Annotated in this window: 10 protein-coding genes; 9 read left to right on the top strand and 1 reads right to left on the bottom strand. The window is 61.9% G+C overall.

Annotation, left to right across the window (positions count from 1 at the left end):
* Window positions 1–2 precede the first annotated feature (2 nt).
* From dnaE to ispD, 8 genes are all read left to right on the top strand, one after another.
* Window positions 3–3,524, top strand: coding sequence for a DNA polymerase III subunit alpha (gene dnaE / locus CK486_RS06520; protein ID WP_095939471.1), 3,522 nt, complete (start codon window positions 3–5; stop codon window positions 3,522–3,524).
* Between the two features lie 118 nt (window positions 3,525–3,642).
* On the top strand, window positions 3,643–4,593 hold the full coding sequence (locus tag CK486_RS06515; protein WP_095939470.1) for an acetyl-CoA carboxylase carboxyltransferase subunit alpha: 951 nt from the start codon (window positions 3,643–3,645) through the stop codon (window positions 4,591–4,593).
* A gap of 58 nt (window positions 4,594–4,651) precedes the next feature.
* On the top strand, window positions 4,652–5,971 hold the full coding sequence (gene tilS, locus CK486_RS06510; RefSeq protein WP_095939469.1) for a tRNA lysidine(34) synthetase TilS: 1,320 nt from the start codon (window positions 4,652–4,654) through the stop codon (window positions 5,969–5,971).
* Window positions 5,972–6,126: 155 nt separating this feature from the next.
* Complete coding sequence (locus CK486_RS06505) at window positions 6,127–7,755, top strand: CTP synthase (protein ID WP_095939468.1); 1,629 nt, start codon at window positions 6,127–6,129, stop codon at window positions 7,753–7,755.
* A 10-nt stretch (window positions 7,756–7,765) separates the two neighbouring features.
* A complete protein-coding gene (gene kdsA / locus CK486_RS06500) occupies window positions 7,766–8,611 on the top strand; it encodes a 3-deoxy-8-phosphooctulonate synthase (protein WP_095939467.1) in 846 nt (281 codons plus the stop codon).
* A 43-nt stretch (window positions 8,612–8,654) separates the two neighbouring features.
* The gene (gene eno / locus CK486_RS06495) at window positions 8,655–9,944 is read left to right on the top strand and encodes a phosphopyruvate hydratase (protein ID WP_095939466.1); all 1,290 of its coding nucleotides are present in this window, start codon (window positions 8,655–8,657) and stop codon (window positions 9,942–9,944) included.
* 187 nt (window positions 9,945–10,131) lie between these two features.
* Window positions 10,132–10,413 (top strand): cell division protein FtsB, encoded by a 282-nt coding sequence (gene ftsB, locus CK486_RS06490; RefSeq protein ID WP_095939465.1) that lies wholly within the window; start codon window positions 10,132–10,134, stop codon window positions 10,411–10,413.
* Window positions 10,410–11,120, top strand: a complete 711-nt coding sequence (gene ispD, locus CK486_RS06485) for a 2-C-methyl-D-erythritol 4-phosphate cytidylyltransferase (RefSeq protein WP_095939464.1) — start codon at window positions 10,410–10,412, stop codon at window positions 11,118–11,120. Before ftsB ends, ispD begins: the two co-directional genes overlap by 4 nt.
* Before the next feature lie 2 nt (window positions 11,121–11,122).
* Here ispD and CK486_RS06480 read toward each other — a convergent pair whose 3' ends face one another.
* Window positions 11,123–12,016, bottom strand: a complete 894-nt coding sequence (locus CK486_RS06480) for a LysR family transcriptional regulator (protein ID WP_095939463.1) — start codon at window positions 12,014–12,016, stop codon at window positions 11,123–11,125.
* A gap of 105 nt (window positions 12,017–12,121) precedes the next feature.
* Here CK486_RS06480 and CK486_RS06475 point away from each other — a divergent pair, with 105 nt between their 5' ends.
* Complete coding sequence (locus CK486_RS06475) at window positions 12,122–13,234, top strand: S-(hydroxymethyl)glutathione dehydrogenase/class III alcohol dehydrogenase (RefSeq protein ID WP_095939462.1); 1,113 nt, start codon at window positions 12,122–12,124, stop codon at window positions 13,232–13,234.
* Window positions 13,235–13,236 lie beyond the last annotated feature (2 nt).

Here is a 13,236-nt window from a genome sequence, read left to right as displayed (position 1 = left end):
TCATGACCGTCTCCTTCGTTCACCTCCGGCTGCACAGTGAATTCTCCTTGGTGGATGGTCTGGTTCGGGTCAAACCCTTGATCAAGGCGGTGGCGGCGGCGGGCATGCCGGCGGTCGCCATTACCGATCAGAGCAACATGTGCTCGCTGGTGAAGTTCTACAAAGCCGCCATGGGGGGCGGGATCAAGCCCATTTGCGGTGCCGATATCTGGCTGGCCAGCAACAGCGAAGATGGCCCGCTGACCCGCATGACATTGCTGGCGATGAATGGCCAGGGCTATCGCAATCTCACCGAACTGGTGTCCCGAGGCTGGACCGAAGGACAGAGCAATGATTTGGTGATCATCCAGCGTGACTGGGTGAAGGAAGCGGCCGAGGGGCTGATCGCCCTGTCCGGTGCCAAAGAGGGCGAGATCGGTCTGGCCCTGCTGGGGGGCGATCAGGCCCTGGCCGAGAGTCTGCTGGCCGAGTGGCAGGCAGTGTTTCCCGATCGCTTCTACCTGGAACTGCAGCGCACCAGTCGCGTGGGTGACGAAGAGCACGTACATGCGGCCGTGGCGCTGGCGGAACGCTGTGGCGCCGCCCTGGTCGCGACCAACGATGTGCGCTTTCTCAAGCAGGGCGACTTCGAGGCCCACGAGACCCGCGTGTGCATCGGTGAGGGGCGCACGCTGGATGACCCGCGCCGGCCGCGTCATTACTCCGATCAGCAGTACCTCAAGTCGCCGGCTGAGATGACCGAGCTATTCAGCGACATTCCCGAGGCACTGGAAAATACCGTGGAAATTGCCAAGCGCTGCAATATCGATGTGCAGCTGGGCAAATACTTCCTCCCGGATTTCCCCACGCCCAACGGCATGAATATCGACGATTACCTGCGCCATGCCTCCTATGAAGGGCTGGAAGAGCGCCTGCAGGTATTGCTGCCCAAGGACACGCCGGATTACGAGGCGAAGCGGCAGGTCTATGTCGATCGGCTGGAGTTCGAGCTGGGCACCATCATCCAGATGGGCTTTCCCGGCTACTTCCTGATCGTGATGGACTTCATCAAGTGGGCGAAGAACAACGGCGTGCCGGTCGGTCCTGGCCGTGGTTCGGGCGCCGGTTCGCTGGTCGCCTACGTGCTGAAGATCACCGACCTCGATCCGCTGGCCTATGACCTGCTGTTCGAGCGCTTCCTCAATCCTGAGCGGATTTCCATGCCCGACTTCGACGTCGACTTCTGCATGGACGGCCGCGACAGGGTCATCGACTATGTGGCCGAGGCCTACGGGCGCAATGCCGTCAGCCAGATCATCACCTTCGGCACCATGGCGGCCAAAGCGGTGGTCCGCGACGTGGCGCGGGTGCAGGGCAAGTCCTATGGGCTGGCCGACCGTCTGTCGAAGATGATTCCCTTCGAAGTCGGCATGACCCTGGAAAAGGCGTACGAGATGGAGGAGCCGCTGCGCGACTTCCTCAAGACCGACGAGGAGGCTGCGGAAATCTGGGAGATGTCGCTCAAGCTCGAGGGCATCTGTCGCGGTACCGGCAAGCACGCGGGGGGCGTGGTAATCGCGCCGACCAAGCTGACCGACTTCTCGCCGATCGCCTGCGATGAGGAAGGTGGCGGTCTGGTCACCCAGTTCGACAAGGACGATGTGGAAGCAGCCGGTCTGGTCAAGTTCGACTTCCTCGGTCTGCGCACCCTGACAATCATCAAGTGGGCGATGGAGACCATCAACCGCGAACAGGCCAAGCAGGGCCTGCCGGATCTGAACATCGACTTCATCCCGCTGGATGACAAGCCGACCTACCAGATGCTGCAGAAGGCGGAAACCACTGCGGTGTTCCAGCTGGAGTCGCGCGGCATGAAGGAGCTGATCAAAAAGCTCAAGCCGGACTGTCTGGAAGACCTCATCGCTCTGGTGGCGTTGTTCCGCCCTGGTCCGCTGCAGTCAGGCATGGTGGACGACTTCATCAACCGCAAGCACGGTCGTGCCGAAGTGTCCTACCCACACCCGGACTACCAGTACGCGGGTCTGGAGCCGGTGCTCAAGCCGACCTACGGCATCATCCTGTATCAGGAACAGGTGATGCAGATTGCCCAGGTGATGGCCGGCTACACCCTCGGCGGTGCGGACATGCTGCGCCGCGCCATGGGCAAGAAGAAGCCCGAGGAGATGGCCAAGCAGCGCGGGGGCTTCATCGAAGGCTGTGCCAATAACGGTATCGATGCTGATCTGGCAGGTAACATCTTCGATCTGGTGGAAAAGTTTGCCGGTTACGGCTTCAACAAATCCCACTCGGCCGCCTATGGTCTGGTTTCCTACCAGACGGCCTGGCTCAAGGCGCACTATCCGGCGCCGTTCATGGCCGCCGTGCTCTCGGCGGATATGCACAACACCGACAAGGTGGTGATCCTCATCGAGGAGTGTCGCAGCATGAAGCTGCGCCTCGATGCGCCGGACGTGAATACCTCCGAGTTCAAGTTCACCGTCAACGACGACGGCCGCATTGTCTACGGCCTTGGCGCGATCAAGGGCGTTGGCGAGGGGCCGGTGGAGGCGATCTGCGAGAGCAGGGCCGAGGGCGGTCCCTTCAAGGATCTGTTCGATTTCTGCGCTCGGGTCGACCTCAAGCGCATCAACAAACGCACGCTGGAGGCGCTGATTCGCTCCGGCGCGCTGGATCGTCTGGGGCCGCATTATCAGGATGAGCTCAAGGCCTACCAGGCGACGGTCAATCTCAATCGTGCCGTGTTGCTGGCGGCGATGGAGGAGGCCATTGCCGCGGCCGAGCAGACGGCGCGCAGCCATGACAGCGGGCACATGGACCTGTTTGGCGGGGTGTTTGCCGAGCCGGAGGCCGATGTGTACGCCAATCACCGGCGTACCCGCGAGTGGACGCTCAAGGAGCGCTTGCGCGGCGAGAAGGAAACGCTTGGCCTGTACCTGACCGGGCATCCGATCGACGAGTACGAAGGCGAGGTGCGGCGTTTTGCCCGCCAGCGCATCATTGATCTGAAACCGGCGCGTGATACCCAGACCGTTGCCGGTCTGATCGTCAACCTGCGGGTGATGAAGAACAAGAAGGGCGACAAGATGGGCTTCGTCACCCTTGACGACCGTTCCGGACGTATCGAGGCGTCGCTGTTTGCCGATGCGTTTGCCAGTAATCAGGCGTTACTGCAGAACGATGCGCTGGTGGTGATCGAGGGCGAGGTCAGTCAGGATGACTTTTCCGGCGGCCTGCGCCTGCGCGCCAAGCGCGTCATGGGGCTGGAGGAAGCCCGCACGGCGCTGGCCGAGAGCCTGCGCGTGCGTGTCACGCAGGAAGCGCTTAAGGCTGATCGCCTGCGCTGGCTGGGGGAACTGCTCGGCAAGCACAAGGGTGCCTGTCCGCTCAGCCTGGATTACTCCGGCAGCGAGGCCAAGGCCCTGCTGCAGCTGGGTGAGCAGTGGCGGATCGATCCGGCCGACAATCTGATTCAGGCGTTGCGTGACCAGTTCGGCAAAGACAACGTCTTTTTGCACTACCGCTAGGTCAGGGACGAGAGTCCCGGCCCTGCTCGACCGCATGCGCACGATCCCTTAAGGTAGTTACCTCAAGCTCGTGCGCGACACGGACAGGGCTTCACCGCCCACAGCCAGACGGATGCTTATGAACCCGAATTTCCTCGATTTCGAACAGCCGATTGCCGAACTGCAAGCCAAGATCGAAGAGCTGCGCCTGGTCGGCAATGACAACGCGCTGAATATCAGTGACGAGATCGCCCGTCTCGAAGACAAGAGTCGCAGTCTGACCAAGAGCATCTTCGACAACCTGAGCAGCTGGCAGATTGCCCAGTTGGCCCGGCATCCGCGTCGCCCCTATACCCTCGATTACATCGACCTGATCTTCACTGAATTCGACGAGCTGCACGGTGACCGGCATTTCTCCGACGATGCCGCCATTGTCGGTGGTATTGCCCGTCTGGAAGACCAGCCCGTGATGGTTATCGGCCACCAGAAGGGCCGTGAGGTGCGTGAGAAGGTTCGCCGCAACTTCGGCATGCCGCGACCGGAAGGCTACCGCAAGGCCTGCCGCCTGATGGAAATGGCCGAGCGTTTCAAACTGCCGATCCTCACCTTCATCGACACACCGGGTGCTTATCCGGGCATCGATGCCGAGGAACGCAACCAGAGCGAGGCGATTGCCTGGAACCTGCGGGTGATGTCGCGCCTGAAGACGCCGATCATCGCCACCGTGGTGGGTGAGGGCGGCTCTGGTGGTGCGCTGGCCATTGGTGTCTGTGATCGACTGAACATGCTGCAGTACTCCACCTATTCGGTGATCTCGCCGGAAGGTTGTGCCTCGATTCTGTGGAAAACTGCGGAAAAAGCCCCGGATGCGGCTGAGGCCATGGGAATCACGGCCGAGCGTCTGAAGGGGCTGGGCATCGTTGACAAGGTGGTCAGCGAGCCGCTTGGCGGCGCGCATCGTGATCCGCAGGCGATGGCCGATGCATTGCGCAAGGAGTTGCTGGCGCAGCTCAAGGTGCTGAACAAGCTCGATAGCGCCGATCTGCTGGCGCGTCGTTACGAGCGCCTGATGAGCTACGGCGTGGCTTGATCGCTTTGAGTTTCAACACAACGGGCCTGCGGGCCCGTTGTTGTTTTAAGCTTGGCCAATGAACCGTCTCGAACAATCCTTGCTGTCCATCCTGCAGCCCTGGCGTCAGGCGCCGGGCTGGCTGCTGGCCTTCTCCGGTGGGCTGGACTCCACGGTGCTGCTGCATCTGCTGGCTGGCTTGCGCCGCCATCACGTTTTGCCGCCGCTGCGGGCGTTGCATGTCAGTCATGGCCTTCAGGCTGTGGCGGCGCAGTGGCCGGAACATTGCGCGGCAGTGTGCGCGCAGCTCGGCGTGCCGTTCCGGTCGGTTGCTGTGCAGGTGGCGGAAGGCGCGAGCATTGAACAGGCTGCCCGTCAGGCCCGCTATGCGGCACTGGCCGCGGAATTGGCCCCAGGTGAGGTGCTGCTGACGGCCCAGCATGGCGATGATCAGGTGGAAACCGTACTTTTTCGCCTGCTGAGAGGCGCCGGTGTGCGCGGACTGGCAGGCATGCCGGTGCAGCGTGCGTTCGCGGGTGGTCATTTGCTGCGTCCTTTGCTCGGCTGTACGCGCGGCGAGCTGGAGTGCTATGCCCGTGAGCATCAACTGCGCTGGGTGGATGATCCGAGCAATGCCGATACCCGCCTGAGTCGCAACCACCTGCGTCATGCCGTGTTGCCTCCTTTGCGCGAGCATTGGCCGGCGCTGGATGCCAATCTGCAGCGCTCGGCGCGTCAGCTTCGCGAGGCGGATGAATTGCTCGGTGAGCTTGCCGAGCAGGATCTTGCGCCTGCCAGAGTTGCTTTTGAGTTGCCCTGGCGGACGTTGCCGTCGCTCCTGCTCGGCCCTTTGCGTGATCTCAGCGAGGCTCGTCAGCGCAATGCCCTGCGCCATTTTCTCGCGCCGCTGACCTTGCTGCCGGATGAACGGCACTGGGCCGGCTGGTGTTCGCTGCGCGATGCGCAGGCGGGTGCTCAGCCAATCTGGCGCCTGCATGGCGGGGAACTGCATCGATCTGACGAACGGTTGTGGTGGCTGAGCGGGGATTGGCTGCGAGCGCCCGCCGCCGGAGTTTCTTGGGAGAGTCCGCAGTCGGTGCTGGTGTTGCCGGGCAACGGCCGGCTGCGCTGGTCGGGGGAAGCTCCAGTCGGACCGTTACGTGTGACCTATCGCCGGGGTGGCGAGAGTCTGGTCCACCCTCTGCGAGGCCGGCGTGACCTCAAGCGTCTGCTCAACGAGGCGCGCATCCCGGTCTTTGTCCGTGATCGCCTGCCGCTGGTTTACGCCGGTGCGGAACTGCTGGCCGTGGCTGCATTGCCGGGTTATGACCGTGTGAGCGGGGAGGGGGCGCAACTGCTGTGGGAGCCTCCGACGAGTGACGTGGGTTTGAGCTGGTAGGGGCTTTCCGGTAGACTACGCTCCCGTCTTATGTTGCTCCCGCTGAACCCTCAGGTCAGTGGGTGTTTTCAATTGCGAGCTGCATCGCAATCGGGGCCCGCCCCACGCTTTTCCCCGGCGGCCTATCGCCTAAACACAGACTTCTAGGGTTTTTCATGACGCGCTACATCTTCGTCACGGGTGGTGTTGTTTCTTCTTTGGGGAAAGGCATCGCCTCTGCTTCCCTGGCGGCGATCCTGGAGGCGCGGGGCCTGAAGGTCACCATGCTCAAGCTCGATCCGTACATCAACGTCGATCCGGGCACCATGAGTCCGTTCCAGCACGGTGAAGTGTTCGTCACCCACGACGGTGCCGAGACCGACCTCGACCTCGGTCACTACGAGCGCTTCATCCGCACCACCATGACCCAGAACAACAACTTCACCACCGGTCGTGTGTACGCCGATGTGCTGCGCAAAGAGCGCCGGGGTGACTATCTGGGTGCGACCATTCAGGTGATTCCGCACATCACCGACGAGATCAAACGCCGCATCATCAAGGGCGCCGGCGATGCCGACGTGGCCATGGTCGAGATCGGTGGCACCGTGGGTGACATCGAGTCTCAACCTTTCCTCGAGGCGATCCGTCAGCTGCGTGTCGAAGTGGGTGCCAAGCGCGCCATGCTGATGCACCTGACCCTGGTGCCGTACATCGCCACCGCCGGTGAGACCAAGACCAAGCCGACTCAGCACTCGGTCAAGGAGCTGCGCTCCATCGGTCTGCAGCCGGACGTGCTGATCTGCCGCTCCGACCATGAAATCGACCTGTCCTCGCGCCGCAAGATTGCCCTGTTCACCAACGTGGAAGAGCGTGCGGTGATCGGCCTGGAAGACGTTGACACCATCTACAAGATTCCGTCGGTACTGCACGCCCAGGGCCTGGATGACTTCGTTGTCGAGCGCTTCGGCCTGCAATGCCAGCCGGCCGACCTCTCCGAGTGGGACCGCGTGGTGGATGCCAAGCTCCATCCGGAGAAGGAAGTCACCATCGCCATGGTCGGCAAGTACATGGAGCTGCTGGATGCCTACAAGTCGCTGATCGAAGCGATGAGTCATGCCGGCATCCAGAACCGCACCAAGGTCAACCTGCGCTATATCGATTCCGAAGACATCGAGAATCAGGGCACCGACCTGCTCGCCGGTGTCGATGCCATTCTCGTCCCGGGCGGCTTCGGTCTGCGTGGCGTGGAAGGCAAGATCCGCACCGTGCAGTACGCCCGCGAGAACAAGATTCCTTACCTGGGCATCTGCCTGGGGATGCAGGTGGCGGTTATCGAATATGCCCGCAACGTGCTGGGTTGGGCCGATGCCAACTCCACCGAGTTCGATACCAGCAGCCAGCATCCGGTTGTCGGTCTGATCACCGAGTGGCAGGACGTTACCGGCGCCGTGGAAACCCGCGACGAGGGCTCTGATCTGGGCGGCACCATGCGTCTCGGCGCTCAGGACTGCCAGCTGATGGCCGGCACCCACGTGCGCGAGTGCTATGGCAAGGACGTGATCGTTGAGCGTCACCGTCACCGCTACGAGGTCAACAACAACCTGCTGCCGCAGTTGCAGCAGGCTGGCCTTCAGGTCACTGGCCGTTCTGCCGATGGCGCGCTGGTCGAGGTGGTCGAGGCTCCGGATCATCCGTGGTTCGTGGCCTGCCAGTTCCACCCTGAATTCACGTCTACCCCGCGCGATGGTCATCCGCTGTTCAGTGGCTTCGTCAAGGCTGCGCTGAAGCAAGCCGGCAAGGCATAAGGCGCAGGTCATGGCACAGAAGATCATCAAGGTCGGCAATATCGAGATTGCCAACGACAAGCCGCTGGTGCTGTTCGGCGGCATCAATGTTCTCGAATCGCGCGACCTGGCCATGCGGGCCTGTGAGGAATACGTGCGGGTGACCGACAAGCTCGGCATCCCCTACGTGTTCAAGGCCAGTTTCGACAAGGCCAACCGCTCCTCGATCACGTCCTTCCGTGGCCCGGGCCTGGATGAGGGCATGAAAATCTTCGAGGATGTGAAGAAGACCTTCGGTGTGCCGGTGATTACCGACGTGCACGAGCCCTATCAGGCGGCTCCGGTGGCAGAGGTTTGCGACATCATCCAGCTGCCGGCCTTCCTCTCGCGGCAGACCGACCTGGTGGTGGCCATGGCCAAGACCGGCGCGGTGATCAACATCAAGAAGGCTCAGTTCCTCGCTCCGCAGGAGATGAAGCACATCCTCAAAAAGTGCGAGGAGGCCGGTAACGACCAATTGATCCTCTGCGAGCGTGGCTCGTCCTTCGGTTACAACAATCTGGTAGTCGACATGCTGGGCTTTGGCATCATGAAGTCCTTCGAGTACCCGGTATTCTTCGACGTGACCCATGCCCTGCAGATGCCGGGCGGTCGCGCCGATTCTGCAGGCGGTCGTCGTGCTCAGGTCACCGACCTGGCCAAGGCCGGTCTCAGTCAGGGTTTGGCGGGCCTGTTCCTCGAAGCCCATCCGGATCCGGACAACGCCAAGTGTGACGGCCCCTGCGCCCTGCGCCTGGACAAGCTGGAACCCTTCCTCACCCAGCTCAAGCAGCTGGATGATCTGGTCAAGAGCTTTGCGCCGATCGAAACCGCGTAACGCATTCGACTGACGCATATTTCAACTGTTGGAGCTAACAAGAATGGCAAAGATCGTCGACATCAAGGGCCGTGAGGTTCTCGACTCCCGTGGCAACCCCACCGTAGAAGCCGATGTAATCCTCGACAACGGCATCATCGGCAGCGCCTGTGCGCCGTCCGGTGCTTCCACCGGTTCGCGCGAAGCGCTGGAACTGCGTGATGGCGACAAGAGCCGTTACCTGGGCAAGGGCGTGCTGAAGGCCGTGGCCAACATCAATGGCCCGATCCGTGACCTGCTGCTGGGCAAAGACGCCCGCGAGCAGAAGGCTCTCGACCTGGCCATGATTGACCTGGACGGTACCGAGAACAAAGGCAAGCTGGGCGCCAACGCCATCCTCGCCGTGTCCCTGGCCGCTGCCAAGGCTGCTGCTCAGGCCAAAGGTGTGCCGCTGTACGCTCACATCGCCGACCTGAACGGCACCCCGGGTGTTTACTCGATGCCGGTGCCGATGATGAACATCATCAACGGCGGCGAGCATGCCGACAACAACGTCGATATCCAGGAGTTCATGGTTCAGCCGGTTGGCGCCAAGAACTTCGCCGACGCCCTGCGCATGGGCGCCGAGATCTTCCATCACCTGAAAGCCGTGCTGAAGGCCCGTGGCCTGAACACCGCCGTGGGTGACGAGGGTGGCTTCGCGCCGAACCTGGCTTCCAACGAAGACGCCCTGGCTGCCATCGCCGAGGCCGTGGCCAATGCCGGCTACAAGCTGGGCGAGGACATCACCCTGGCTCTGGACTGTGCATCGAGCGAGTTCTTCAAAGATGGTCAGTACGACCTGGAAGGCGAAGGCAAGGTGTTCAGCGCCGAAGGTTTTGCCGACTACCTGGCCGGTCTGACCCAGCGCTATCCGATCATCTCCATCGAAGACGGCATGGACGAGTCCGACTGGGCTGGCTGGAAAGTCCTAACCGACAAGATCGGTGACAAGGTGCAGCTGGTCGGTGACGACCTGTTCGTGACCAACACCAAGATCCTCAAGCGCGGTATCGAAGAGAAGATCGGCAACTCGATTCTGATCAAGTTCAACCAGATCGGCTCGCTGACCGAGACTCTGGAGGCCATCCAGATGGCCAAGGCCGCCGGCTTCACCGCCGTGATCTCGCACCGCTCCGGTGAGACCGAGGACAGCACTATCGCCGATCTCGCCGTAGGTACCGCTGCCGGTCAGATCAAGACCGGCTCCCTGTGCCGTTCCGACCGCGTGTCCAAGTACAACCAGCTGCTGCGTATCGAAGAGCAGTTGGCTGGCAAAGCTCCGTACAAGGGCCGCGCCGAGTTCCGCGGCTGAAAACTGCTGCTCTCGGTCAGGCGTTGTTGAAATCGGCTTCGGCATGCTCATTTACTCTATGTAAACTCCGCTGCCTCAACCGATTTCGCCTAGCCTGACCGTCGCTCGCGATGTTTTCAGTAGGCGGGCAGGAAATGGTAAAAAGGGCAGCGCAAGCTGCCCTTTTCATATGGATATTACTGCTGCGATGCCTAAAGCCCCGTATTGGCTGTTCGTTCTCCTGGTCCTGATCCTTGCCGGTCTGCAGTATCGCCTGTGGGTTGGTGATGGCAGTCTGGCTCAGGTGCAGGCGCTGCAGCAGCAGATTGCAGAGCAACAGGCCGAGAATGAGCAGTTGCTGGAGCGCAATCGCATCCTCGAGGCTGAAGTGCTTGAGCTCAAGCAGGGTACGGAAACCGTCGAGGAGCGTGCCCGTCACGAGCTGGGCATGGTTAAAGAGGGCGAGACCCTCTATCAGCTGGCCGAATGAGCGCTGTGACTTTGCCATCGTTCTGGGTGGTGATTCCGGCTGCCGGTATCGGTTCGCGCATGCGCGCCGACCGTCCCAAGCAATACCTGGCACTGGCCGGCAAGACCATTCTCGAACATACCCTCTCCTGTTTTCTCGACCACCCCGGCCTCAGGGGGCTGGTGGTTTGTCTGGCCGAGGATGATCCCTACTGGCCGCAGTTACCGGTGGCGCGTGACCCGCGTATCCAGCGCGCCAGTGGTGGTGCCGAGCGTGCCGACTCGGTGCTCAGTGGTTTGCAGCGCCTCAATGAGTTGGGCGCGGCGGCTGATGACTGGGTGCTGGTGCACGATGCTGCGCGGCCCAATCTGGCTCGTTCCGATCTCGACCTGTTGCTCGCAGAGCTGGCTGACGATGCCGTAGGTGGCCTGCTGGCCGTGCCGGCGCGCGATACGCTCAAGCGCGCTGGCGTGGATGGGCGAGTTCGCGAAACGGTCGATCGCAGCGTGATCTGGCAGGCCTATACGCCGCAGATGTTTCATCTCGGTGCGCTGCAACGAGCCCTGGCTGATGCGCTGGTGGCCGGCGTGGCGATCACCGATGAGGCTTCGGCGCTGGAATGGGCGGGGCAGGCGCCGCGTCTGATCGAGGGGCGCGCCGATAATCTCAAGGTCACTCGCCCGGAAGACCTCGACTGGCTGCGCCGGCGCTGGGCCGACAAGCGCTGAGGCTAGTGGCCGGTATATTCAGGCCGCTCCGATAGCCGTGTTTTCAGGTGATCGACCAGCAGGCGTACCTTGGGCGACAGGTGGCGCTGTTGTGGATACAGCGCCCAGACCGCGGTATGCGGTGGCCGGTGCTGGGGCAGCAGGTCGATCAGTCGCCCGTCGCTCAAAGGGCTACGCACATAGTAATCCGGCAGCTGGCACAGGCCGAATCCACGCAAAGCTGCATCCAGTACCGCCTCGCCGCTGTTGCAGCGCCAGTTGCCCTGCACCCGCAGGGCCAGTTCGCGGCCATCCTGCTGGAAACTCCATTGCTCGCTGCTGCCGACCAGGCAATTGTGTCGCGTCAGTTCCGACAGGGAGTGCGGGCGTCCATAGCGCTGCAGGTAGCCAGGTGCCGCACACAGGTGCATGACCCGTGGCGCCAGGCGGGTAGCCACCAGACGAGAGTCCTGCAGACGCCCCAGGCGGATGGCCAGGTCCATGCCGTTCTGTAGCAGATCAAGGGTCTGGTTGCTCAGTTCGATCTCTACCCGTAACTGGTCATGATTGGCCATGAACTCGTTGACCAGTGGCACGATGAAGCGCTCGCCGTAAGCCACGGCGCAAGTCATGCGCAAGAGTCCCTTGGGTTCGCCAGCCAGATCGCCGACGGCGCGCAGGGCTTCCTCTCGGGCATCCTGCAGGCGCCGGCAGTGATGGAGAAAGGTCTGTCCGGCCTCCGTCAGGCTGACCTTGCGCGTACTGCGATAGAACAGGCGGGTTTGCAGACGCTCCTCCAGCTGGGCAACCTGTCGACTCACCTGAGAGTTGGACAACCCCAGGCGCTTGGCGGCGGCGCTGAACTGGCCACATTCGGCCACGGCGACGAATTCATCCAGGCCTTCCCAGCGATTCATTGATTATCCCTGTGTGGCAATAATGTTTTGCTTGGGTCTGGATTATTCATCAATTTTGCTTGATCTACACTTGCGGCCACTTTTGAACTGTCTGGAGTGCCGCTCATGATCAAGTCCCGTGCTGCCGTTGCCTTTGCCCCCAACCAGCCGCTGCAGATCGTCGAGGTTGATGTGGCGCCACCCAGGGCCGGTGAAGTCCTGGTGCGCATCGTGGCTACCGGTGTCTGCCATACCGATGCCTACACCCTGTCCGGCGAGGACAGTGAAGGGGTGTTTCCCTGCATTCTCGGGCATGAGGGCGGTGGTATTGTCGAGGCGGTAGGCGAGGGCGTGACCTCGCTGGCGGTGGGGGACCATGTGATCCCGCTGTACACCGCTGAATGCCGCCAGTGCAAGTTCTGCACCTCGGGTAAAACCAACCTGTGCCAGGCCGTACGCGCCACTCAGGGCAAGGGGCTGATGCCCGACGGCACTACGCGCTTCTCGTACAACGGTCAGCCGATCTATCACTACATGGGCTGCTCGACCTTTTCCGAGTACACCGTGCTGCCGGAAATCTCCCTGGCCAAGATTCCCCAGGAGGCGCCGCTGGAAAAGGTCTGCCTGCTCGGGTGCGGGGTGACTACCGGCATTGGTGCCGTGCTCAATACCGCCAAGGTCACCGAGGGTTCTACTGTGGCGATTTTCGGCCTGGGCGGCATCGGTCTGGCGGCCATCATCGGCGCCAAGATGGCCAAGGCCGGGCGCATCATCGCCATCGACATCAACCCGGCCAAGTTCGCGATTGCCAGCGAGCTGGGTGCTACCGATCTGGTCAATCCGAATGATTTCGATAAGCCGATTCAGGATGTCATCGTCGAGATGACCGACGGTGGCGTCGATTACAGCTTTGAGTGCGTTGGCAACGTCAAACTGATGCGCGCGGCACTGGAGTGTTGCCACAAGGGCTGGGGCGAGTCGATCATCATCGGTGTGGCCGGTGCAGGGCAGGAAATCAGCACCCGGCCATTCCAGCTGGTTACCGGGCGGGTCTGGCGCGGTTCGGCATTCGGTGGGGTGAAGGGGCGTACCGAGCTGCCGGGTTATGTGGAGAAGGCGCAGAAGGGCGAAATCCCGCTGGATACCTTCATCACCCATAACCTGCCGCTGGACGAGATCAACCAGGCTTTCGATCTTATGCATGAAGGCAAGAGCATCCGTACCGTCATCCACTTCTGAGG

It is taken from the genome of Pseudomonas sp. HAR-UPW-AIA-41 (assembly GCF_002304225.1).
Taxonomy (GTDB): Bacteria; Pseudomonadota; Gammaproteobacteria; order Pseudomonadales; family Pseudomonadaceae; genus Aquipseudomonas.
This window is presented reverse-complemented; position numbering and strand designations above follow the sequence as displayed.